Genomic DNA, 22781 nt, shown 5'->3' with positions numbered 1-22781 from the left:
CCGGTTCAGCCGTTGACGACGATCCGCGCGCTGTTGTTGCGCAGATTCGGGTCGAACTCGCTGATGGGCAGCTCCGGGTCGTCGTTCAGGACCCCTCCTCCGGCGGCGGGGCCTCCCAGCACTCCTCCTCCGGCAGTCCGGTCACCGTCGTGCCGGCCGGGGCCTGGAACCGTACGGTGGCCACGGCCGCGCCCGCACCGAGCGACGCCACCCAGGCCGGGCCGCGGTTGTGCACGGTGATGTCCGCGGTCACGGTGTCACCGACGGCCCCGCGCACCCTGCTGCCGGTGAGCCTCAGATCGGCCGTGTTCCTGGCGTCCACGGCGCGGTTGCCGTTGTTGGCGAGCGTCGCCCGCACCTCGGTTTGCTGCCGGGCCTGAGACCGCGCTGGTCGTCGGCCTGACTGAGCCCGAGATCGGGGCCGTCTCCCACGGTGACCAGGGTCTGCCCTCGCGCACCCGCAACTCGGCGGAGGCACTGGCCGAGAGGGCGCTGTCGGACGCGGGCGAGGTGGTGTGGTGCGACGAGGCGGGCGTGACCTGCCGCCGCTGGAACTGGCGCCAGGGCCCGCGCACCCGGCTCACCGAGGCGACCACCTCGGGGATCTTCCTGCTGGAGAGCATGGCGCCGATGCCGGCGGCCGACGTCGAGCAGGCGGCGGCGGAACTCGCCGAACTGCTGGAGAAGTTCAGCCCGGGAGCGCGGATCGCGGTGCGTCCCGCGAACCGCTGAACCGGTGCGGCGTCAGCGCGCCTCGGCCTGCCGCACCTGCTCCGGCGTCGGGGCCGTGCCACCGAGGTGGGCAGGCATCCACCAGGTGTCACCCGCGTCCTTCGGGCGGACCGGATAGGCGCGCTGGGCGGCCTCCAGCAGCTCCTGGACGCGCTCGCGCAGCTGCCGGGTGATCGCACCCGCGTACTTGTCCCGGGACGCCTCGATCGCCTCGCCGACCCGGATCGTGATCGGGATGTGGCTGCGCTTGAAGTTGCGCGGGTGGCCCTTGGTCCACAGCCGCTGCGTGCCCCAGACGGCCATCGGGATCAGCGGCACGCCGGCCTCCTGCGCCAGCCGCGCGGCGCCCGACTTGAAGCTCTTCAGCGTGAAGGACTGCGAGATGGTGGCCTCCGGGAAGACCCCGACGATCTCGCCGGACCGCAGCGAGTCCAGTGCGTGCGCGTACGCCGCCTCGCCCTGCTTGCGGTCGACCGGGATGTGCTTCATGCCGCGCATCAGCGGCCCGGAGATCCGGTGCCGGAAGACGGACTCCTTCGCCATGAAGCGCACGAGACGTTTCTGCGGGAGCGCCGCGAGCCCGTTGAAGACGAAGTCCAGATAGCTGATGTGGTTGCTCACCAGCACGGCGCCGCCCGAGCGCGGAATGTTCTCCGATCCCTTGCAGTCGATCTTGAGGTCCCACACCTTGAACAGTGTCTGGGCGAAACCGACGACAGGACGGTAGACAAGCTCTGCCATGGACGGGGTGGACCCTTCCTTCTGTGCCTGGGAAGGAAGCTCCCAGTGGAAAGTTACGCAGCCGTAGGTTTACGGCTTGTCGCAGATCGTGCCCCAAGAACGCCCGAGGGCCAAGCCCAAGTGCCGGGGAATGGCGAGATCCTCGTCACGTCCACCGTGATCCACCTCGGATTTTGGCGTCGCCTTTACTCGGCGCGCGCCGTCACCCGCCGCACGAGCACGTACATCTCGCATCCCAGGCAGTACCCGAAAACGGCGTTCAGAAAAGCGGCCGCCAGCGCCGCCCCGGTCGCCGCGAGTCCCAGCCAGAGCGGACCGAGCGTGTGACCGACCAGCCCGAGAGCGGCGAACGCCAGTCCCACCGTCTGGGCGAAGCGCGGTGGTTCGGGCGCCTCGAACTCCGTCGGCGGCCCGATACGGGGGCGTACGACCCTGCGGAACAGCCACCCGTACGGCGAACGGCCCACTCCGCCCGCGGCGCCCAGCGCGAACGCCAGCGTCTGCCAGGCCAGCAGCCAGGCGCTCCCGGTGACCAGAACGACCGCCAGCACCACGGTCGTCACGGCCGCCCCGAAGCGCGGCCCCCTCACGTCGATGTCCATGAAGCAAGCATTCCGCAACGGCCGGGCTTGCGGGCGTCGGGAATCTTTGCGGTCTCGTGAACGCTTGGGCAGGGTGATGACCGGACTGGTGGTGTGCGTGGTGGTGCTCGCGGCGGCGAGCGCCTACGGAGTGCTGCAGCGGCGGCGGAGCGGGAGCGTGCGGGTGCGCGGGCGGGACGACGGCAAGCGGCTCGGGGCGGCCGAGTTGGGCGAGGAACTGGGTGAGCGCGCCACGCTCGTGCAGTTCTCCAGCGCCTTCTGCGCTCCGTGCCGGGCCACCAGGCGAGTGCTCGGCGAGGTGGCCGGCATGGTTCCGGGCGTGACCCATGTCGAGATCGACGCCGAGGACAACCTGGAGCTCGTACGCCGCCTCGACATCCTCAAGACCCCGACCGTGCTGGTGCTCGACGCCGCCGGGAACGTCGTACGGCGGGCCACCGGTCAGCCGCGCAAGGCGGACGTGATCGCCGCGCTGGGGGAAGCGGTCTGAGGAAGCGGGAGGCGGGCAGCGCGAGCCGTCGGAGGGCGCGGGGCGCGGGACTGAACGGCAGGGTGAGTCATCTCCCACATTGCGGAACCAACTTGACTGCGCGCGCCACCTATCGTCAGCCTGACCGCATGCCTGAGGAACTCCTTCTCTTCGGACGGGCCCACGTCGACCTGGCCCGCACCGCGAGCGCGCGCTGTCCGGGCTGGTGAACCGCCCCCGGTCCGCACGCCTCCCCTCGCAGAAGGACAACTCCATGACGGCCACGTCCGGCCTCGGCACTCCTCGGCTCGCCTCTCCCGACCTGCTCCGCTCCGTCTTCCGGCGCCATGCCGCCGGCGTCGCCGTCATCACCGCCCGCGGTGCGTCGGGCCCCGTCGGCTTCACCGCCACGTCCCTCACGTCGGTCTCCGCCGAGCCTCCGATGCTGTCCTTCGGGATCGGCACCGGTGCCTCCAGCTGGCCGGCGGTGGCGGGGGCGGACCACGTCGGCGTCCACATACTGGGCGAGCATCAGCAGGAGCTCGCCGCCACCTTCGCCCGCAGCGGAGCCGACCGCTTCGGCCCGCCCACGGCCTGGCGGGAGGGCCCCGAGGGGGTTCCCTTGCTCGACGACGTCCTCGCCTGGATGGTCTGCCGGGTCGTGGGCCGGGTGCCGGCGGGCGATCACCGCATCGTGCTGGCGGAGGTCGTGCTCGGCGATCCCAGCGGCCCCGGGCGGCCGCTCGTGTATCACCAGGGCAGGTTCAACGGCCTGCGTGACTGAGGTCACTGGGGCGATGTGACCGATCCACCCCCGCGACGTTCTGCGGAGCCGTCCGAATCCGATTACGCTGCGTTGCAAAGGTCACAGTTCAAAGCGCTTGCTTAGCGGGAATGAACTGGGTGTACTGACGAGTAATATTTCGCTCGGAGCGCGGGTCGCCCCGATCGGGATCGGCCGCTTGGGGCGCCTATGCTGCCTGCAAGTAGGCAGCAGAGAAATGTCGACGCAGTAGGAGAGCCGGCGTGAGCTTGAGGATCGTTGTCACTGTGAAGTACGTGCCCGACGCCACTGGCGACCGGCACTTCGCCGATGACCTGACCGTCGACCGGGACGACGTGGACGGTCTGCTCTCCGAGCTCGACGAGTACGCGGTCGAGCAGGCGCTGCAGATCTCCGAGAACTCCGACGACGACGTGGAGATCACCGTCCTGACGGTGGGCCCGGAGGACGCCAAGGACGCGCTGCGCAAGGCGCTGTCGATGGGCGCCGACAAGGCGATCCACGTCGAGGACGACGACCTGCACGGCACCGACGCCATCGGCACGTCCCTGGTGCTGGCCAAGGCGATCGAGAAGGCCGGCTACGACCTGGTGATCTCCGGCATGGCCTCCACCGACGGCACCATGGGCGTCGTACCGGCCCTGCTCGCGGAGCGTCTGGGCGTCCCGCAGGTCACGCTGCTGTCCGAGGTCTCCGTCGAGGACGGCACGGTCAAGGGCCGCCGGGACGGCGACGCCGCCTCCGAGAACCTTCAGGCCTCGCTGCCGGCCGTCGTGTCGGTCACCGACCAGTCGGGTGAGGCGCGCTACCCGTCCTTCAAGGGCATCATGGCCGCCAAGAAGAAGCCGGTGGAGTCCTGGGACCTGTCCGACCTGGACATCGAGGCCGAGGAGGTCGGCCTGGAGGGTGCCTACACCGTGGTGGACGCCGCGGCCGAGCGTCCGGCCCGCACCGCCGGCACGATCGTCAAGGACGAGGGCGAGGGCGGCAAGCAGCTCGCCGAGTACCTCGCGAGCCAGAAGTTCATCTAAGGGTCCCTGGCCCGCCTGAGGCTCACCACCCCTTCCGCCCCTCAGACTTCGCAATCCGCAGGAGAGCAATCCCATGGCTGAAGTTCTCGTCTACGTCGACCACGTGGACGGTGCCGTCCGCAAGCCCACCCTGGAGCTGCTGACCCTGGCCCGCCGCGTCGGCGAGCCGGTGGCCGTCGCGCTGGGCAACGGCGCCGGTGACACCGCCGCCACCCTCGCCGAGCACGGCGCGGTCAAGGTGCTGACCCACGACGCTTCCGAGTACGCCGAGTACCTGGTCGTGCCGAAGGTCGACGCCCTGCAGGCCGCCGTCGAGGCCGTCTCCCCGGCCGCGGTCCTCGTCCCCTCCTCCGCTGAGGGCAAGGAGATCGCCGCCCGCCTGGCGCTGCGTCTGGGCTCCGGCATCATCACCGACGCCGTCGACCTGGAGGCCGGCGACGAGGGCCCGGTGGCCACCCAGTCGGTCTTCGCCGCGTCCTTCACCACCAAGTCCCGTGTCTCCAAGGGCACCCCGGTCATCACGGTCAAGCCGAACTCGGCCGCCGTGGAGGCCGCTCCGGCCGCCGGTGCGGTCGAGGCCCTGTCCGTGTCCTTCTCCGCGCAGGCCACCGGCACCAAGATCACCGGCCGTACGCCGCGTGAGTCGACGGGCCGCCCGGAGCTGACCGAGGCCGCGATCGTGGTCTCCGGTGGCCGCGGTGTCAACGGCGCGGAGAACTTCGCGATCATCGAGGCCCTCGCCGACTCCCTCGGCGCGGCCGTCGGTGCCTCGCGTGCCGCGGTGGACGCGGGCTGGTACCCGCACACCAACCAGGTCGGCCAGACCGGTAAGTCGGTCTCGCCGCAGCTGTACATCGCCTCCGGCATCTCCGGTGCGATCCAGCACCGCGCCGGTATGCAGACCTCGAAGACGATCGTGGCGATCAACAAGGACGCCGAGGCCCCGATCTTCGACCTGGTCGACTACGGCGTCGTCGGCGACCTCTTCGACGTCGTCCCCGCCCTCACCGAGGAGATCAAGGCCCGCAAGGGCTGATCCCCAGCAGGCGCCGCGAGGCCCCCATGACCGGTCGTACGGTCATGGGGGCCTCGTGTCATCCCAGGCTCAGCAACGCCTGCACCGGCAGGTGGTCGCTCGGGAACTGGCCACGGGCCAAGAACGTGTTGATCGTCGCCCGGTGTGCCGTGACGCCGGGCGTGGTGAGGACCCAGTCGATGCGGTCGCCGTTCGGGATCAGCGGCTTGTAGCCGTGGAAGGTCGCGTACAGCGCGCCGCGCTTACGAGCCGTGTCCCAGGTGTCGACCAGTCCGGCGCCGAGCAAGGTGTCGTACACCGGGTTCCGGTGGGCGGCGACGTTGAAGTCCCCGGTGACCACGACCGGCAGGGAGCGGTCGAACCCGGCGATCCGCTCGGCGACGAGCGAGGCGCTGCGTTCGCGGGCGTACTGGCTCACATGGTCGAAGTGGGTGTTGACGGCGTAGAACTCCCGTCCGCCGTCGGCCAGATCACGGAAGCGGACCCACGTGACCACGCGCGCGAAGGCCGCGCCCCAGGTGTTGGAGCCGATCGTGTCCGGGGTGTCGGACAGCCAGAAGTGGTCGTACTCGGTCGGGCGCAGCCGGCGGGAGTCGTAGAAGATCGCCATGGACTCGTCGCGGCTGCCGTGCAGCCGGCCGGTGCCCACCCAGTCGTAGCGCGGGCCGAGGTCGGAGTCGATGTCGAGCAGCTGGGAGAAGACGCCCTCCTGGGTGCCGATGAGGTGCGGGGCCTCCTCGCGCAGCAGCTCGCGCATCACCGGTCTGCGTACGGTCCAGCTGTGGGGCTCGACGGTGCTCGCGAAGCGCAGGTTGAAGGACATGACCCGCAGGTGCCGACGGGGCAAAGGCTCGCCCGCCGAGGCGGTGGACGTGGGCAGTGCTGTACTGGAGAGAGGCGCGGTGGCCGCGGCGGCCAGCGCGGCTTTCAGGCCCAGGCGGCGCGTGACACGGCTGTGGTTCGGCACGTGGGCTCCTTCGGTGGGAACTGCCGGACGAGTCGTGCGGGGCGTGCGTATGGAAGGGTGATACCGCGCCACGAGGTGGGCGTGAACATGGCGAGATGGCGGAGTGACTCCTCGTGGACATGGTGTTGACCAGCCGGAAGGTCCCCGGATAACTTCATTCTACGGATTGTTGATTCCGTATGACGGAAAACAGGAGGGTGTGGGAATGGGTCAGGGCCAGCAGGAGAAGGTGGCGACGAGCCTCGCGGGAGCGGTCAGCGAGGAGATCAGCGCCTCCCTCGCGCCGGTCGACGCCGAGCTGGAGCGCCGTTACCCCGGAGACCCCGGCACCCGTCAGCCCGTCCACACGGTGTACGTCCCCGGCGACGTCTTCGCCGCCGACACCATCCGCTCCTGGGGCGACCAGGCGCTGGCCGCGCTCGACGAACACGCCCCGGACGCCGCCTCCTTCGCGGCCGTCCTCGGGCTCTCCGACGAGCTCGCCGAACCCGTTTACGCGCGTGTGCGGGCCAAGCTGGAGCGCGAACCCGTCGAGGACCTGCGCGTCGACTTCGAGGACGGTTACGGCTCCCGCCCGGACGCGGAGGAGGACGAGGCCGCCGCCCGCGCGGCCCGGCTGATCGCCGAGGCCCACGCCGGGGGCGCCGCGGCGGCGCCGTACATGGGCATCCGCATGAAGTGCATGGAGGCGCCCGTGCGCGAGCGGGGCATCCGCACCCTCGACATCTTCCTCACCGGCCTCATGGAGGCCGGCGGTCTGCCCGAGGGGCTGGTGCTCACCCTGCCCAAGGTGACGTATCCCGAGCAGGTCACCGCGATGGTGCGGTTCCTGGAGGAGTTCGAGAAGGCGCGCGGGCTCGAACCCGGCCGGATCGGCTTCGAGATCCAGATCGAGACCAGCCAGTCCATCCTCGCCACCGACGGCACCGCCACCGTCGCCCGGATGATCCAGGCCGCCGAGGGCCGCGCCACCGGCCTGCACTACGGCACCTTCGACTACAGCGCCTGTCTCGGCGTCTCCGCCGCCTATCAGGCCAGCGACCACCCCGCCGCCGACCACGCCAAGGCGATCATGCAGGTCGCGGCGGCGGGCACCGGCGTACGCGTCTCGGACGGCTCGACCAACGTCCTGCCGGTCGGCCCCACCGGGAAGGTCCACGACGCCTGGCGGCTGCACTACGGCCTCACCCGCCGCGCCCTGGCCCGCGCCTACTACCAGGGCTGGGACATGCACCCCGGCCACATCCCGACCCGGTACGCGGCCGTCTTCGCCTTCTACCGTGAAGGTTTCGAGCAGGCCGCGGCCCGCCTCGCCCGGTACGCCAACCGGACCGGCGGCGACGTCATGGACGAGCCCGCCACCGCCAAGGCCCTCAGCGGCTACCTGCTGCGCGGCCTGGACTGCGGCGCCCTCGACATCGCCGAGGTCGCCCGGCTCAGCGGCCTGACCCGGGCCGACCTGGAGGGCTACGCGTCGCCGCGACGCGGCGACCTGACGGTCTCCGCCACGTAGCGGGCAGGTCACGGCCGCCTTCCCGTGGCTGGTGCTGTCACTCCTGCCCCGTAGTCTGTACGGCACGCAATGACGTGTCACAGGAACGGGGCAGCGGTGTCTTCGGGGGAGAACGGACGGGCGGACGAGGCCGGTCGGTTGCTGGCCGGGCGCTATCGCGTGCAGGCGCAACTGGGGCGCGGCGGCATGGGCGTGGTCTGGCGGGCCGTCGACGAGGTCCTGGGGCGCGAGGTCGCCGTCAAGGAACTGCGGACCTACTCGGACGCCGACGGGCCCGAACTCGCCGATCTGAGGCTGCGGATGCAGCGCGAGGCCCGCGCGGCGGCCCGGGTCAAGCATCCGGGCGTGGTGGCCGTGCACGACGTCGCCGAGGTCGACGGACGCCCGCTGATCGTCATGGAACTGGTCGACGGCCCGTCCCTGGAGGCGGTGCTGCGCGAGCGCGGCACCCTCGACCCGCACGAGGCGGCCGGGATCGGCGCCAAGGTCATGGACGCCCTGTCCGCCGCCCACCGGGCCGGTGTCCTGCACCGGGACGTCAAGCCCGGCAACATCCTGCTGGAGCGCTCCGGTCGCGTCGTACTGACCGACTTCGGCATCGCCACCATGGACGACCCCGGCGACGGATCGGCCACCCACCTCACCCGCACCGGCCATCTCGTCGGTTCGCTCGACTACATGGCGCCCGAGCGTGCACAGGGCGCCGACCCCGGTCCCTCCTCGGACGTCTGGGCGCTGGGTGCCACGCTCTACGCGGCGGTGGAGGGCTCCGCGCCCTTCCGCCGTACGTCGACGTTCTCCACGCTCACCGCGATCGTCGGTGAACCGCTGCCGGAGCCCCGCCGGGCCGGGCCGCTCACGCCCGTCCTGCGGCGGCTGATGGACAAACGGTCCGAATCCCGTCCGGAGGCCGACGAGGCCAGGGCGCTCCTGCAGGCGGTGGCGGACTCCGGCGGCACGGACTCGGCGACGACCGCCCTGCGGAGGGCGGCGGACACCGGACCCGCCGGGGCGGAGACGGAACTCAGCCTGCCGTCGGCACCGCAAGGGACCGGGGCACCCGGCGCGGCTGGTCCGAGCGGGCAGGGCTCCGGGCCCTTCGGGCCGACTCCGGGAGCGGTGGGCCGGCCCGACGGCGGGCAGGCGCAAGGCGGCCGAGCACAGGGTGCGCCCGGAGCCCACGGTTTCGCGGCGGCGGGGCCGGGCGCACCCGAGGTGCCGGGGGGCGCGCCGGGCATGCCGGGACCACAGGGCGCCGGCATGCCTGGACAGCCCACGGGCCCTGGGCATCCCACACCTCCCGCACAGGGAACGCCGCCGCTGGGATTCGGCGCGGCCGGGCTGTCCGGCCCCACCACGCCCGGCCACCACGCCCCCGGACAGCCGGCCGTGCCGCCGTACGGCAGTGCGCCGCCCTTCGGCCAGGGGCAGCCCTCCGGCGGCGCGCCGGGCCGGCCGGATCGGGCCGCACCCGGCTTCGGCGGCCCCGTGCCGCCGTCCCACGACCTGGGCGCCACCGGCCCCATGGCCACGTCCGCCGCCACCCCCTCCCGCCGCAGGGGCCGGGTCCTGCTCGCCGTCGCGGCCGTCACCGCCGTTCTCGCGGCGACCGGGGTCACGGTCACCCTGCTGAGCGACCCGGGCGACACCGAGGCCAGGGCGCAGGCCACGTCATCGGCCACGCCCTCCGGAGCCGCCGCCCCGGTGTCCGGCAGCCCCGGCGCCGACCGCTCGGGCGACTCGGGCCTCACCGAGAAGGACGACGCCGAGAAGTCCCCCGACGCGACCAGGAAGCCGAGCCGCACGGCGCAGGCCGACCCCACCGGTCGGTCGGCCACCTCGTCCCCGACGAGGATCTCGGGCGGGGGCGGCACCGACGGCGGTACCACGGGCGGCGGTTCCGGCGACGGAGGTGCGACGGGCGGCGGCGGAACCACCGGCGGCGGTGGCACCACACCGACCCCGTCCTGCCACTCCATCGGCGGCGGCAAGTACAACTGCCAGGTCTGGAGGACCTCGGACTCCTACACGGCCTCGGGCGCCAAGGCCGGCGTCCTCAACGCGGGCACCAACTACTTCTACTGCCAGCAGAATTTGGGCCGCCGCGAGACCTACGGGCAGTGGACCAACGTCTGGTGGGCCAAGACGGACGACGACAGCGGAAACACCGGCGTCTTCGTCAGCGACGTCTACATCGAGGGCGGCAACAACGACGAGCCGGTGCCCGGCCTCCCGGTCTGCTGACTCAGCCGCCCTGGACCCGCACGTACCGCTCCAGCCCCGAGCGCGTCACCAGCTTCTCCTCCACGAACAGACGGGTGCCGCGCTCACACAGGTCCACGTCACCGCGCGCCCGTGCGCAGAACTGCTCGGGGGTGACACCGAACAGCTCCCGCAACCGCGCTGAGCCGAGCAGGAGTTCGGTGAGCAGCGCCTGCTGGCCGGGGTGGGTGCGGGGCGCCTCGGAGCCGTTGTGGAGGACGCCGTGGCGGTTGACGTACGCGAAGGCGCCGGGGAGCGTGCTGCCGTCCGCCAGCTCGATCCGCACCTCGGGCTGCGGCAGCCAGGCGCGACCGTAGTTGCCGTGCGGGGCGGGTACGCCCTCGCTCGTGTCGATGATCGCGAGCTGCTCGGGGTCGAGCCAGATGACGAACAGCTCCCGTACCGCGTCCGGCGCGAGGAACGGTGACGCGGACACGTAGCCCATGCGGCTCACGTGCGCGGAGACGCCCACGTCGATGCCGGTCACCCGGGTCTTCACCATGGGGATGGGGGTGCGGATCCCGAAGTGGTCCATTTTGTGCCGCAGTTGGCCGGGGCAGGCGTTGGAGCCCACCGCGAGGATCGGCACGCGGTCGTCGTGGACCAGGCGGTCGAGCGGCCGCAGCCGGTCACCGTCGAGGAGACCGGAGTCCGCGGGCCAGGCGCCCGGGTAGAGCAGAGGATGTTCACGCGGCGCCTCGGCCAGCCCGAGCGCCGCCAGCGTACGGCCCTGTGAGGACTGCCGCGGCCTTCCCGTGCGCTCCGTCATGGTCCGCTCAGTCCGCCGGGAGCAGCTCGCCGGAGCCGCGGGTGATGAGCCGCGTGGGCAGTTCGATGCGCTCCGGGTCGACCAGGGTGCCGTCCAGCTGGCGGAAAAGGCGCTCGGCGGCGGTACGGCCGATCGCCGCCGCGTCCTGCGCGACGACGGTGACGCCGGGCTCCAGCAGGTCGGCGAGTTCGATGTCGTCGAAGCCGACGAGGGCCACCCGCCGGGCATGTTCCGCGAGGACGCGGATCACGGTGACCGTCACCCGGTTGTTGCCCGCGAAGACCGCGGTGACGGGGGACGGGCCGGACAGCATCTCCTCGGCCGCCCGGCGCACCCGCCCCGGGTCGGTGACGCCCAGGGACATCCAGGAGTCCTCCACCGGTATGCCCGCGTCCTCCATCGCGGCCCGGTAGCCGCGCAACCGCTCGGCGGCCGTGTGGATGCGGGGCATGTCGCCGATGAAGCCGATCCGGCGGTGGCCATGGGCGATGAGATGGGCGACGCCGTCGCGTGCGCCTCCGAAGTTGTCGGACAGGACGCAGTCGGCGTCGATCCTCCCGGCCGGGCGGTCGACGAAGACGGTGGCGACGCCCGCCTTGAGCTCGGGCTCCAGGTACCGGTGGTCGTCACCGGCGGGGATGATCACCAGGCCGTCCACCCGCCGCGCGCACAGCGCCAGCGCCAGTTCCTGCTCGCGGTCCGGGTCCTCGGCGCTGGAGCCGTTGATGAGCAGGGCTCCGTGCGCCCGTGCGACCTCCTCGACCGCGCGACTCAGCGGGCCGTAGAAGGGGTCCGCGAGATCCTCCAGGACCAGGCCGATGCTCGCCGTACGGCCTTTGCGCAGCACCCGCGCGCTGTCGTTGCGGCGAAAGCCCAGTGCGTCGATGGCCTCCTGGACGCGCCGCTCCGTCTCCGGGGTGACCCCGGGCTCCCCGTTGACCACACGCGAGACGGTCTTCAGCCCGACTCCGGCACGCGCCGCGACGTCCTTCATGGTCGGACGATTGCCGTAGCGGGCCCCGGAAACGCGGTCTGCGGGGCGGTCGGAGCGGCGGATGGTCTCGGGCACGATGCGCTGTCCTGTCCTGTCGTCGTCCACGGGGATGCGTCGTCCATGGGTTTGTATGAGGATGTGGCGTCGAGCATAGGCCCTGGACAACGTTGTCAGATCCGGGAGACACTGTCCACCGCAATCTCCGGCCTGCGCCCCCACCGCGAGACCGGCGCGTCCAATTCCCGTGGCAGGCGGGGAGATCCGATTGGTTGACGGGGAGAACTGACACTGATGCACACCGACCTCGTGGCTGCGCTCGACATCGGCGGCACCAAGATCGCCGGAGCGCTGGTGGACGGTCACGGCACGATCGCGGTCCGGGCCCGGCGTGCGACGCCGGCGCGGGAGGACGGCGAGACGGTGATGCGGGCCGTCGAGGAGGTGATCGGCGAACTCGCCGGTTCACCGCTGTGGGGACGTGCCACGGCCCTCGGTATCGGCAGCGCGGGACCGGTGGACGCCTCGGCGGGGACGGTCAGTCCGGTGAACGTGCCCGGGTGGCGCGACTATCCGCTGGTCCGGCGGGTCCGGGAGGCGGCCGGGGGGCTGCCCGTCGAGCTGATCGGCGACGGGGTGGCCATCACGGCTGCCGAGCACTGGCAGGGAGCCGCCCGAGGGTACGACAACGCCCTCTGCATGGTCGTCTCCACGGGGGTCGGTGGCGGACTGGTGCTCGACGGCCGGCTGCACCCCGGTCCCACCGGCAACGCCGGTCACATCGGCCACATCAGTGTCGACCTGGACGGCGACTCCTGCCCCTGCGGCTCGCGCGGCTGCGTGGAGCGCATCGCGAGCGGCCCCAACATCGCCAGGCGGGCACGGGAGAACGGCTGGAGGCCGGGTCCCGACGGGGACGCGTCCGCCGCCGCGGTGGCCGCCGCCGCGCGTGCGGGAGACCCGGTGGCCGTGGCCTCCTTCGAGCGGGCCGCGCGGGCGCTGGCCGCCGGGATCGCGGCCACCGCGGCCCTCGTCGAGATCGACATCGCCGTCATCGGCGGAGGGGTCGGCAAGGCGGGTGACGTGCTCTTCACGCCGCTGCGCAAGGCGCTCCACGACTACGCCACCCTGTCCTTCGTGCGGCGCCTGACGATCGCGCCCGCCCAGATGGGCACCGACGCCGGGCTGGTGGGGGCCGCCGCGGCCGCGCTCGCCGAGCGAGCGGACGCGGCCACGGTCTGACGTGGGCAGGAACGTTCTCCCGGCCCCCGGCGCTCGCCCGGGGCCGGGGGCTCGGCGTGCGCCGGCGCGCGAACGGCGCGGTCTCAGCGGCTTGTTCCCGTCCCCAGGTGGCACGAAGACGCCGTACGGCGTTGCATGCCCTGTTTTTGAACGCGTTCAACGACTGCGCTAGGCTCGTGCTCACACGAGATGGGGGAGTCGATGAAGATAGTGATCCCCGGGGGAACCGGGCAGGTGGGCACCGTTCTGAACCGCTCGCTGACCGCCGCCGGCCATGAGGTGGTGGGCCTGACCAGGCACCCCACGCGCGAGCGTGAAGTCCGCTGGGACGGTGAGACGCCGGGGGCGTGGGCCGACGTGATCGACGGCAGCGACATCGTGATCAACTTGGCCGGGCGCAGCGTCAGCTGCCGGTACACCCCCGCCAACCTCCGGGCGATGATGGATTCCCGGGTGCGCTCCACGCAGGTCGTCGGCGAGGCGATCGCCCACGCCGCCCGGCCGCCGCGGGTCTGGCTGCAGATGAGCACGGCCACCGTCTACGCCCACCGCTTCGACGCGCCGAACGACGAGGCGACGGGCGTCATCGGCGGCGACGAGCCCGATGTGCCGGACTACTGGGCGTACAGCATCGAGATCGCCAAGGCGTGGGAGCGGGCCCAGGAGGAGGCCGACACGCCGTCCACCCGGAAGGTCGCCCTGCGCTCCGCGATGGTGATGAGCCCTGATCGGGGCGGGGTCCTCGACGTCCTGCTGGGGATGGTGCGGCTCGGTCTGGGCGGTCCCGTCGGGGGCGGCGCGCAGTACGTCTCCTGGATCCACGACCGTGACTTCGTCCGTGCGGTCGAGTTCCTGATCGACCGGAACGATATCGCCGGTCCGGTCAACCTCGCCGCTCCCGAGCCCCTGCCGCAGCGGGCGTTCATGCGGGCCCTGCGCTCGGCGTGGGGCATGCCCCTGGGCCTGCCCGCGACGAAGTGGATGGCCGAGATCGGTGCCTTCGCGCTGCGCTCCGACACCGAACTGCTGCTCAAGAGCCGACGCGTCGTCCCCGGCCGGCTGCTCGACGAGGGGTTCACCTTCGCGTACGACCGCTGGTCACAGGCGGCCGAGGACCTCGCGCGGCGGGTGCGGATGCGTGGCTCCGACGGGAGCCGGTCCCGGCCCGATCGCCCGGCGCCGTCCCGATCGCCCGGAAACCGGGCGTGACTCCCGCTCCGTTTCTCAGTTGAATCGGTCATGAAGAAGCGCAGCATGCTCGCCATCGCCTCCCTGGCCACCGGATTCGTCGTCGCGGCCGTCACGCCGTCGCACGCCGGCACCTCCCCTGCCGTGGGTCTCCCGGGCGCCAACCTTCCCGGCGCCGGACTGCCCGGGGCCGGCGGGGAGGCCAAGCTCACCGGCGGTGAGACCAAGGTCGCCGGGGTGAACGTGGACCAGGCCCTGAACACCGTCGGCAAGGCCATCAACCGCGAGACGGACCGGGCCGTGAACAACGCCCCGCACGGCAAGAAGCGCTGACCCGCCGGACCGAGACGTCACGCGGCGCCGGTGCCCCCGCTGCACGGGGGCACCGGCGCCGTCGTCATGCGCCCTCTACTGGAAGTGGTTTCCGTGGCAGGGTGGAGCGGGCAAGCCACAGGGGGCCAACAGAAGAGGGGGAAACGTGATCGTCTGGATCAACGGCGCGTTCGGTGCGGGGAAGACCACCACCGCACGTGAACTGATCGAGCTGATCCCGAACAGCACGCTCTTCGACCCCGAGGTCATCGGCGGAGCACTGACCCAGCTGCTCCCGCCCAAACGCCTCACCGAGGTCGGTGACTTCCAGGACCTGCCGATCTGGCGACGTCTCGTGATCGACACGGCGGCCGCGCTGCTCGCCGAGCTCGGCGGGACCCTCGTGGTGCCGATGACCTTGCTGCGCCAGGAGTACCGGGACGAGATCTTCGGCGGCCTCGCCGCGCGCCGCATCACCGTCCGGCACATCCTCCTCGCCCCGGCGGAAACGATCCTGCGTGAGCGAATAGCCGGGCGGGAGATTCCGCCCGACCTGTCCGACGGCGAGATACGGATCCGGCAGTGGTCCTACGACCACATAGAGCCGTACCGTGCCGCACTCGCCTCCTGGCTCACCGCCGACGCGTATCCCGTGGACAACGGCGGGCTGAGCCCGTACGAGACCGCCGGCCGTATCGCCGAGGCCGTCGGCAGCGGCACGGTCCCCGTATGCGACATCGTGCAGACGCCCGAGCCGACCGCCGAGACCGTCGCCTCGGGCGTCCTTCTCTTCGACGAGCAGGACCGGTTCCTGCTCGTCGACCCCACCTACAAGCCGGGCTGGGAGTTCCCCGGCGGTGTGGTCGAACCCGGCGAGGCGCCCGCGCGCGCGGGCATCCGCGAGGTCGCGGAGGAGACCGGGATACGGCTGGACGAGGTACCGCGACTCCTCGTCGTCGACTGGGAACGGCCCCTGCCTCCCGGCTACGGAGGGCTGCGGCTGCTGTTCGACGGCGGTCGCCTCGATTCCGCCGAGGCCAAGCGCCTCCTGCTGCCCGGGCCCGAACTGCGCGACTGGCGCTTCGTCACCGAGGAGGAGGCCGCCGAACTGCTGCCGCCGGTGCGCTACGAGCGGCTGCGCTGGGCGCTGCGGGCGCGCGAACGTGGGGCGGCGCACTATCTGGAGGCGGGGGTTCCGACGCCCTGAGCGATGCTCCGCGGCACCGGGTGCGGTGCGGCGGCCGCCTGCTCCCGTGCGCGCGCCCCGGTCGAACTCGCCCACGACGGCCGGGAGGACGTGCTCCGGGCGAGCATGTCCGCGGCGGCCCGCGGGACTCCCTCGGGCCGCATACGTCGGTCTCCGCGACCGCCGGCGCACCACGACGCATCCGGCGCACGGGCGGGCCGACCCCCTGGACGGCCACGTGTTTCGGGAACAGCGCAAGGCTGGTGGACGCCGTGGAGGCGGAAGGGCGGCGGAGCAAGGACGGTCGTGGGGCCGGCGGGCGTCCCCCGGCCGCCGCTCGACGTCGCCGAGCGGGACCCGTTCCCTGAAGACCGGGCTGCCTCCACCCTCGACCAGCGCCGGTGCCCCGCGGCCCGGCCGAGGCCGTGGGCCCCGACGCCGTGGCCGCTGTGGGACGCCAGGGGCGTCGCGAGGTCTGCGGGGACGGTGAGACGCGCGGTGCGGGTCATCGGCCCGGTCTCACCGCACTGCCTGTCAACTCGCCGCGTAATTGCGCAGGAACAGCGCTTCGGCGACCGAAAGGCGCTCCAGCTCCTGCGGGGAGACGCTCTCGTTCACGGCGTGGATCTGTGCCTCCGGCTCGCTCAGGCCGATGAGGAGGATCTCCGCGTGCGGATAGAGCGCGGCGAGGGTGTTGCACAGGGGGATCGAGCCGCCCTGACCGGCGTACTGCATCTCCTGACCGGGGTAGGCCACCGCCATCGCGTCCGCCATCGCCTGGTAGGCCGGGCTGCTCGTGTCGGCGCGGAACGCCTGGCCCTGGCCGATCTGCTCGGTGCGTACCCGCGCGCCCCACGGTGTGTGCGTCTCCAGGTGGGCCTGGAGCAGCTTGGTCGCCTCGGCCGCGTCGACGCCCGGCGGTACGCGCAGGCTGATCAGGGCACGCGCGCTCGCCTGCACGGACGGGGTGGCGCCGACGACCGGCGGGCAGTCGATGCCGAGGACCGTGACGGCCGGGCGGGCCCAGATGCGGTCGGCGACCGTGCCGGAGCCGATCAGCCCGACCCCGTCCAGGACCTTGGCGTCCGCGCGGAACTGCTCCTCGTCGTACTGCAGCCCCTGCCAGGACGACTCACCGGTCAGCCCGTCCACGGTCGTGGACCCGTCCTGCGCGCGCAGCGAGTCCAGTACGCGGATCAGGGCGGCGAGCGCGTCCGGCGCGGCCCCGCCGAACTGGCCCGAGTGGAGGTTGCCGCCCAGCGTGTCGATCTGCACCCGGACCAGGGTCATGCCGCGCAGGGTCGAGGTCACCGTCGGCAGACCGACGCGGAAGTTGCCCGCGTCGCCGATCACGATGGTGTCGGCCTCCAGCAGGTCGGGGTGTTCCTCGGCGTAGCGCTCCAGACCGCCCGTGCCCATCTCCTCGGAGCCCTCGGCGATCACCTTCACGTGCACCGGCACACCGCCGTTCGCCTTCAGGGCGCGCAGCGCGAGCAGGTGCATGATCAGGCCGCCCTTGCAGTCGGCGGCACCGCGTCCGTACCAGCGGCCGTCGCGCTCGGTCAGCTCGAAGGGCGGGGTGCTCCAGGCGGCCTCGTCCAGCGGGGGCTGCACGTCGTAGTGGGCGTAGAGCAGGACCGTCTTCGCGCCCTCGGGGCCGGGCAGGTGGCCGTACACCGACTGCGTGCCGTCCGGGGTGTCGAGCAGGGCCACGTCCTCGAAGCCCTCGGCGGTGAGCGCGTCGGCGATCCAGCGGGCGGCGCCCTCGCTCTCGCTCTTGGGGAACTGGTCGAAGTCCGCCACCGACTTGAACGCCACCAGTTCGGTGAGCTCCGCCTTCGCCCGCGGCATCAGCGAGGCGACGGTCTCGGCAACCGGATTCGACGACATGGGCACGCTCCTTGTGGGTGCGACGTTGTACCTGTGAGTGCTGTGATCCTCCCACAGCGGCCTGCGACGACGCCCGCCGTAGGATGCGGGGGACAGCAGCGGACGGCGGCTTGATCGGGAGCAGTAGACCATCGTGAGCAGCGAGAACTCTTCGGCGGACGACGCGCGGCAGGTGTGGGACGTCGTCGTGGTGGGCGCGGGACCCGCGGGCGCTTCGGCCGCCTACGCGGCAGCGGTCGCCGGGCGGCGCGTGCTGTTGCTGGAGAAAGCGGAGCTGCCACGCTACAAAACCTGCGGCGGCGGCATCATCGGGCCCTCGCGCGACTCCCTGCCGCCCGGCTTCGAACTGCCCTTCCGGGACCGGGTCCACGCGGTGACGTTCTCCAACAACGGCCGCTTCACCCGCACCCGCCGCTCCAAGCAGATGCTGTTCGGCCTGATCAACCGGCCCGAGTTCGACCAGCAGCTGGTCGAGCACGCGCAGAAGGCCGGCGCCGACCTGCGTACGGGCGTCACCGTGCAGCGCGTCGAGCAGCACGGCTCCGCGGTGCCGGACCGGCGCAGCGTCGCCGTCGTCCTGCAGGGCGGCGAGACGCTGCTCGCCCGGGCCGTCGTCGGCGCGGACGGCAGCGCCAGCCGGATAGGGGCACATGTGGGGGTGAAGCTCGACCAGGTGGATCTGGGCCTGGAGGTGGAGATCCCCGTGCCGGAGACGGTCGCCGAGGACTGGAAGGGGCGGGTCCTCATCGACTGGGGCCCGATGCCCGGCAGTTACGGCTGGGTCTTCCCCAAGGGGGACACCCTCACGGTCGGGGTGATCTCGGCGCGTGGTGAAGGTGCCGCGACCAAGCGGTACTTGGAGGAGTTCATCGGGCGGCTGGGGCTCGCCGGGTTCGAACCGAACATCTCCTCCGGCCACTTGACGCGCTGCCGCGCCGACGACTCGCCGCTGTCGCGCGGGCGGGTGCTGGTCTGCGGGGACGCGGCGGGCCTGCTGGAGCCGTGGACGCGTGAGGGGATCTCGTTCGCACTGCGGTCGGGACGGCTCGCGGGGGAGTGGGCGGTCAGGATCGCCGAGGCCCACGACGCGGTGGACACCCGGCGCCAGGCCCTGAACTACGCCTTCGCGATCAAGGCGGGCCTCGGCGTGGAGATGAGCGTCGGCAAGCGGATGCTGACGGTGTTCGAGCGACGTCCTGGCCTCTTCCACGCGGCGCTGACCGGTTTCCGGCCCGCCTGGAAGGCGTTCATGGACATCACCCGCGGCTCCACGTCGCTGGGCGAGCTCGTCCGTTCCCATCCCTTGGCCCAGCGCGCCCTGACCGCGCTGGACCGCCGCCCGGCGCCGGCGGGCGAGGAGGCCACCTCCTGAGCAGCCCGGGACCGGGCTCGACCGTGCTGGTCACTTCTTGACGGTGATCCGGAAGACGGGGTGGTCCGGGGCGGCCGCGATGATCTCCTCGTCGGAGGACTTCGCGGTGACCCCTTGGAAGTACTGGTTGACCTCCCAACCCCACTTCTCCAGGTAGGTCCGCAGGATCGGGAGCTTCTCCGCGTCGGGAAGCTCCACCGCGGAGAACTCACGCACCTTGCGCCCCACTCGCAGCTGTCCGCCGCCGGCGGCGCGCATGTTGCGCACCCATTGGGAATGACCGCGGGCAGAGACGAGGTACTGCGTGCCCTCGTACGTGTGCGGGTTGACCGGGATGCGCTGCATCCTGCCGCTCTTGCGACCGCGCACGGACATCTCGGCCGTGCCCGCGAGGCTGAGCCCGTGCCGGGCCAGCCAGCCGATCACCCCGTTGAGGCGGACGTTCAGCGGGCTGCCCTTGAGGTAGTACGGCGATGACATGGTGACCCCCGAGGGATTGGGAGAGCGGTGCTCTCGCTTGAGAGCAGTGTGCACGAGAGTGTCGTCCCAAAGCAAGAGCGGTGCTCTCTTATGAGAGCGCCGCTCTCGCTTGTGTGCGCCGCTCTCGCTTTCGTGGCAGACTCGTCCCATGAGCAGCACCGCACAGGGCGCCCGCGCCCGCGCCCGGATGGAAGTCACCGCCGCCATCAAGGACGAGGCACGCAGACAACTCGCCGCCGAGGGAGCCGCGAAGCTGTCGTTGCGTGCCGTGGCCAGGGAGATCGGCATGGTCTCCTCCGCGCTCTACCGCTACTTCCCCAGCCGGGACGACCTGCTGACCGCCCTCATCATCGACGCCTACGACTCCGTCGGAGCCGACGCCGAGGCCGCGCATGCCAAGGCCGCCGACGCCGGGCCCGCGCAGCGCTGGACCGCGGTGGCCGAGGCGGTGCGGGAGTGGGCGCTGCGCCATCCGCACGAGTACGCGCTGATCTACGGCTCGCCGGTGCCCGGCTACAGCGCCCCCGACACCACCGTGCCGGCCGCCTCCCGTGTCGGCCTCGTCTTCATCGGCATCCTCCGCGACGCCCACCGGGACCGCGGGCTCACCGAGCCGCCCCTGCCCGCCGAACTGCGCCCCGAGGCCGAGCGGATGGCCGCCGACCTGGCCCCCGACCTCCCGCCGGCGACGGTCGCGGCCCTCGTCGCCGCCTGGGCCGAACTCTTCGGGCTCGTCGGGTTCGAACTGTTCGGGCAGTTCAACCGGGTCGTGGAGGACCGGGAGGCATTCTTCCGCCACGCGGTGGCCCGGCTCGCGCACGGTGTCGGCCTGGGGTGCGCCGGGAGCGGCACGGCGGGGCGCGCGTGACCCGTCCGGCGGGCCGCGTACTTCGCGGGGAGTACGTGTGATCACCACGCCCGGGTGACGCCGCCCGGCGGCCGACGCGTCTAGCGTGGCGGACATGGGAGAGCAGCAGGAACGCCGGGCCGGCGGTCCGCCGACGTGGTGGCGGCACGGGCCGTCGTGGTGGCACCGCCGGGACGACGAGGACCGCGCGTCGCGGCTGCCCTGGCGCTCCACCGTGCTGCTCACGGTCTTCGTGCTGGCCGGCTCGAACTTCGCGGCCCAGGGGCAACTGGACGGCCGGGAGCATCTCGACCCCTTCGCGCGTGTGCTGCTGTTCGTCGCGTCCGGTCTGCTGCTGTGGCGCAAGCGGTACCCGGTGGCCGTCGTGTTCGGGACGACGTTGGCGGCCACGCTCTATCTGGGCGCCGGGTATCCCTACGGGCCGGTCTTCCTGACCGTGGCCGTGGCCTGCTTCGACGCGATCGTCGCCGGGCACCGCAGGGCCGCCTGGGCGGCCGTAGGGGTGTTCTGGGCCGGGCACGCCCTGGTCGCCCACTGGCTGTACGAGTGGCTGCCGCCGTCCGGTGACGCGGCGGCCTCCTGGACGCAGGAGGGCGTGATCGCCGCCTGGGTCGCGGCGATCATGGCGGTGTCGGAACTGGCCAGGACCAGGCGCGAGCAGTGGGCCAGGGAGCGGGCCGAGCGGGCGCGGGCCGCGCGGCGCCGGGCCGACGAGGAGCGGCTGCGGATCGCCCGCGAACTGCACGACGTCCTCGCGCACAGCATCAGCGTGATCAATGTGCAGGCGGGGGTGGGCCTCGCCCTCCTCGACTCCGACCCCGAGCAGGCGCGCACCGCACTCACCACCATCAAGGCCACGAGCAAGGAGGCGCTCGGCGAGGTCCGCCAGGTCCTGGACACGCTGCGCACCCCCGGCGACGCGCCGCGATCCCCCGCGCCCGGCCTGGACCGGCTGCCCGAGTTGGTGACCCAGGCGGCGGGCGCCGGTCTCACCGTCGAGGTCGAGGGCGAGCCGCCCCGCCTCGCGCCCGCCACGGACCTCGCGGCCTTCCGGATCGTCCAGGAAGCCCTGACCAACGTCGTACGCCACTCGGGATCGCGGCACGCGCGTGTGCGCCTCGATCACGGCGACGGGGCGACGCTACGGCTGCGTATCGACGACGACGGTCCCGCGACCGGAGCCGACGCGGGCGGCAGCGGCAACGGACTCGCCGGAATGCGGGAGCGGGCGGCGGCGCTGGGTGGCACGATCGAGGCGGGCCCGCGAGCCGACGGCGGGTTCCGGGTGCTCGCCGTCCTGCCGCTCAGGGCCGCCGTCGGCGCATCGGGCGACGCCCCCGAGGAGGACCGGTGATCCGCGTACTGCTGGCCGACGACCAGTCGCTGGTGCGGGCCGGATTCCGCGCGCTGCTCGACGCGCAGCCCGACATCGAGGTGACCGGGGAGGCCGCGGACGGCGCGCAGGCGCTGCGCGGAGTGCGCGAACTGCGGCCCGACGTGGTCCTGATGGACATCCGCATGCCGGTCCTCGACGGACTCGCCGCCACCCGCCGGATCACCGAGGACAGCGCCCTGGAGGCCGTCAAGGTGGTCATGCTCACCACGTTCGAACTCGACGAGTACGTCTTCGAGGCCATCCGCTGCGGAGCCTCCGGCTTCCTGGTCAAGGACACCGAGCCCGACGAACTCCTGCGCGCCGTACGGGCGGTGGTGGAGGGCGACGCGCTGCTGTCGCCGGGGGTGACCCGACGGTTGATCGCCGAGTTCGCCGCCCGTTCCAAGGAACCCGCGGCCGCCGACGCCCTGAGCCGACTCACCGAGCGCGAGCGGGAGGTGATGGCGCTGGTCGGTATCGGGCTGTCCAACGAGGAGATCGCCCGCCGCCTGGTGGTCAGCCCCCTCACCGCGAAGACCCACGTCAGCCGGACCATGGTGAAGCTGGGCGCCCGGGACCGGGCCCAACTGGTCGTCCTGGCCTACGAGTCCGGGTTGGTGCGGCCGGGCTGGCTGGGCTGAGAGCCGCGCCTAAAGCGCAGCAGCACGCTCGCGACCCGAACGAAGAACAGCACGGTCGCCCCCGTGGCGCCGGCGCCGACGAGGGCGTCGCGCACGCCGTCCGGCAGGTCGAAGGCGACCGCCGGCCCGGCGACCGCCCCGAACAGCACCGCCGCCGCGAACGCCGCGCTGAACAAGGCGTACCCGATCTCGACGGTGATCGCGTCCCGCTCGGCCTGACCCCGCCGTCCCCCGTGGTTGTCCATCCCTTGAGTCAACAGGCCTGCGCCCGGCGGAGCAAGTGGCTCCGCCGGGCGCAGGGGGAGGCGTCCCCCCGGACTCATCCGTGCA

General features: G+C 72.3%; 22 protein-coding genes and 2 pseudogenes. 15 read left to right on the top strand and 9 right to left on the bottom strand.

Annotated features, from left to right (window positions below):
* Positions 1 to 85 precede the first annotated feature (85 nt).
* Positions 86 to 358 carry a hypothetical protein gene (locus ACWCPI_RS34675; RefSeq protein WP_451041923.1) on the bottom strand — a complete coding sequence of 91 codons (273 nt, stop codon included), beginning with the start codon at positions 356 to 358 and terminating at the stop codon, positions 86 to 88.
* A gap of 140 nt (positions 359 to 498) precedes the next feature.
* On the opposite strand from ACWCPI_RS34675, the pseudogene ACWCPI_RS34670 reads away from it, so the two are divergent.
* Positions 499 to 732 (top strand): annotated as a pseudogene (locus ACWCPI_RS34670) (cytoplasmic protein); the annotation flags it as partial.
* Positions 733 to 744: 12 nt separating this feature from the next.
* Here the strand turns inward: ACWCPI_RS34670 and ACWCPI_RS34665 are convergent.
* Positions 745 to 1473, bottom strand: coding sequence for a lysophospholipid acyltransferase family protein (locus ACWCPI_RS34665; protein ID WP_451041922.1), 729 nt, complete (start codon positions 1471 to 1473; stop codon positions 745 to 747).
* Between the two features lie 185 nt (positions 1474 to 1658).
* Positions 1659 to 2075 (bottom strand): DUF4395 domain-containing protein, encoded by a 417-nt coding sequence (locus ACWCPI_RS34660; RefSeq protein WP_451041921.1) that lies wholly within the window; start codon positions 2073 to 2075, stop codon positions 1659 to 1661.
* A gap of 76 nt (positions 2076 to 2151) precedes the next feature.
* Here ACWCPI_RS34660 and ACWCPI_RS34655 point away from each other — a divergent pair, with 76 nt between their 5' ends.
* The 4 genes from ACWCPI_RS34655 (at position 2152) to ACWCPI_RS34640 (ending at position 5395) form a co-directional block, all read left to right on the top strand.
* On the top strand, positions 2152 to 2565 hold the full coding sequence (locus tag ACWCPI_RS34655; protein ID WP_451041948.1) for a TlpA family protein disulfide reductase: 414 nt from the start codon (positions 2152 to 2154) through the stop codon (positions 2563 to 2565).
* 253 nt (positions 2566 to 2818) lie between these two features.
* Positions 2819 to 3328, top strand: a complete 510-nt coding sequence (locus ACWCPI_RS34650; protein WP_388794861.1) for a flavin reductase family protein — start codon at positions 2819 to 2821, stop codon at positions 3326 to 3328.
* Positions 3329 to 3570: 242 nt separating this feature from the next.
* On the top strand, positions 3571 to 4359 hold the full coding sequence (locus ACWCPI_RS34645) for an electron transfer flavoprotein subunit beta/FixA family protein (protein ID WP_451041920.1): 789 nt from the start codon (positions 3571 to 3573) through the stop codon (positions 4357 to 4359).
* Between the two features lie 73 nt (positions 4360 to 4432).
* Positions 4433 to 5395 (top strand): electron transfer flavoprotein subunit alpha/FixB family protein, encoded by a 963-nt coding sequence (locus ACWCPI_RS34640; RefSeq protein WP_388794867.1) that lies wholly within the window; start codon positions 4433 to 4435, stop codon positions 5393 to 5395.
* 58 nt (positions 5396 to 5453) lie between these two features.
* On the opposite strand, the gene ACWCPI_RS34635 is transcribed toward ACWCPI_RS34640, so the two are convergent.
* On the bottom strand, positions 5454 to 6362 hold the full coding sequence (locus tag ACWCPI_RS34635) for an endonuclease/exonuclease/phosphatase family protein (RefSeq protein WP_451041919.1): 909 nt from the start codon (positions 6360 to 6362) through the stop codon (positions 5454 to 5456).
* 205 nt (positions 6363 to 6567) lie between these two features.
* On the opposite strand from ACWCPI_RS34635, the gene ACWCPI_RS34630 reads away from it, so the two are divergent.
* A complete protein-coding gene (locus tag ACWCPI_RS34630; RefSeq protein WP_451041918.1) occupies positions 6568 to 7875 on the top strand; it encodes a DUF6986 family protein in 1308 nt (435 codons plus the stop codon).
* A gap of 96 nt (positions 7876 to 7971) precedes the next feature.
* Entirely contained in the window at positions 7972 to 10119 is a 2148-nt protein-coding gene (locus tag ACWCPI_RS34625; protein WP_451041917.1) for a protein kinase domain-containing protein, read from the top strand.
* Here ACWCPI_RS34625 and ACWCPI_RS34620 read toward each other — a convergent pair.
* Both ACWCPI_RS34620 and ACWCPI_RS34615 read right to left on the bottom strand, forming a co-directional pair.
* Positions 10065 to 10906: pseudogene (locus ACWCPI_RS34620) on the bottom strand (hypothetical protein). The gene ACWCPI_RS34625 and the pseudogene ACWCPI_RS34620 sit on opposite strands and share 55 nt — an antisense overlap.
* A 7-nt stretch (positions 10907 to 10913) precedes the next feature.
* Positions 10914 to 11975: a LacI family DNA-binding transcriptional regulator gene (locus ACWCPI_RS34615; protein ID WP_451041916.1), complete on the bottom strand. Its 1062-nt coding sequence runs from the start codon at positions 11973 to 11975 to the stop codon at positions 10914 to 10916.
* Positions 11976 to 12191: 216 nt separating this feature from the next.
* On the opposite strand from ACWCPI_RS34615, the gene ACWCPI_RS34610 reads away from it, so the two are divergent.
* From ACWCPI_RS34610 to ACWCPI_RS34595, 4 genes are all read left to right on the top strand, one after another.
* Positions 12192 to 13139, top strand: coding sequence for an ROK family protein (locus ACWCPI_RS34610; protein WP_451041915.1), 948 nt, complete (start codon positions 12192 to 12194; stop codon positions 13137 to 13139).
* A gap of 201 nt (positions 13140 to 13340) precedes the next feature.
* Positions 13341 to 14348 (top strand): TIGR01777 family oxidoreductase, encoded by a 1008-nt coding sequence (locus ACWCPI_RS34605; RefSeq protein WP_451041914.1) that lies wholly within the window; start codon positions 13341 to 13343, stop codon positions 14346 to 14348.
* 30 nt (positions 14349 to 14378) lie between these two features.
* Positions 14379 to 14660, top strand: coding sequence for a hypothetical protein (locus ACWCPI_RS34600; RefSeq protein WP_451041913.1), 282 nt, complete (start codon positions 14379 to 14381; stop codon positions 14658 to 14660).
* 145 nt (positions 14661 to 14805) lie between these two features.
* Entirely contained in the window at positions 14806 to 15846 is a 1041-nt protein-coding gene (locus ACWCPI_RS34595; protein ID WP_451041912.1) for an NUDIX hydrolase, read from the top strand.
* 513 nt (positions 15847 to 16359) lie between these two features.
* On the opposite strand, the gene ACWCPI_RS34590 is transcribed toward ACWCPI_RS34595, so the two are convergent.
* Positions 16360 to 17715, bottom strand: a complete 1356-nt coding sequence (locus ACWCPI_RS34590; RefSeq protein ID WP_451041911.1) for a M20/M25/M40 family metallo-hydrolase — start codon at positions 17713 to 17715, stop codon at positions 16360 to 16362.
* Positions 17716 to 17848: 133 nt separating this feature from the next.
* Here ACWCPI_RS34590 and ACWCPI_RS34585 point away from each other — a divergent pair, with 133 nt between their 5' ends.
* On the top strand, positions 17849 to 19087 hold the full coding sequence (locus ACWCPI_RS34585; RefSeq protein WP_451041910.1) for a geranylgeranyl reductase family protein: 1239 nt from the start codon (positions 17849 to 17851) through the stop codon (positions 19085 to 19087).
* 30 nt (positions 19088 to 19117) lie between these two features.
* Here ACWCPI_RS34585 and ACWCPI_RS34580 read toward each other — a convergent pair whose 3' ends face one another.
* Entirely contained in the window at positions 19118 to 19567 is a 450-nt protein-coding gene (locus ACWCPI_RS34580) for a nitroreductase/quinone reductase family protein (RefSeq protein ID WP_451041909.1), read from the bottom strand.
* 148 nt (positions 19568 to 19715) lie between these two features.
* On the opposite strand from ACWCPI_RS34580, the gene ACWCPI_RS34575 reads away from it, so the two are divergent.
* The 3 genes from ACWCPI_RS34575 to ACWCPI_RS34565 all read left to right on the top strand — a co-directional run bounded on the left by ACWCPI_RS34575 (position 19716) and on the right by ACWCPI_RS34565 (position 22451).
* Positions 19716 to 20435, top strand: a complete 720-nt coding sequence (locus ACWCPI_RS34575; protein ID WP_451041908.1) for a TetR/AcrR family transcriptional regulator — start codon at positions 19716 to 19718, stop codon at positions 20433 to 20435.
* 94 nt (positions 20436 to 20529) lie between these two features.
* Positions 20530 to 21789, top strand: coding sequence for a sensor histidine kinase (locus ACWCPI_RS34570; RefSeq protein WP_451041907.1), 1260 nt, complete (start codon positions 20530 to 20532; stop codon positions 21787 to 21789).
* Positions 21786 to 22451, top strand: coding sequence for a response regulator (locus tag ACWCPI_RS34565; protein ID WP_451041906.1), 666 nt, complete (start codon positions 21786 to 21788; stop codon positions 22449 to 22451). Before ACWCPI_RS34570 ends, ACWCPI_RS34565 begins: the two co-directional genes overlap by 4 nt.
* Here ACWCPI_RS34565 and ACWCPI_RS34560 read toward each other — a convergent pair.
* Entirely contained in the window at positions 22412 to 22696 is a 285-nt protein-coding gene (locus ACWCPI_RS34560; protein ID WP_451041905.1) for a DUF6332 family protein, read from the bottom strand. The genes ACWCPI_RS34565 and ACWCPI_RS34560 overlap by 40 nt on opposite strands.
* Positions 22697 to 22781: the final 85 nt, after the last annotated feature.

The organism is Streptomyces sp. NPDC001920, assembly GCF_053594495.1.
The sequence above is the reverse complement of the archived record's forward strand: the minus strand, read 5'-3'. Positions and strand labels throughout refer to the sequence as shown.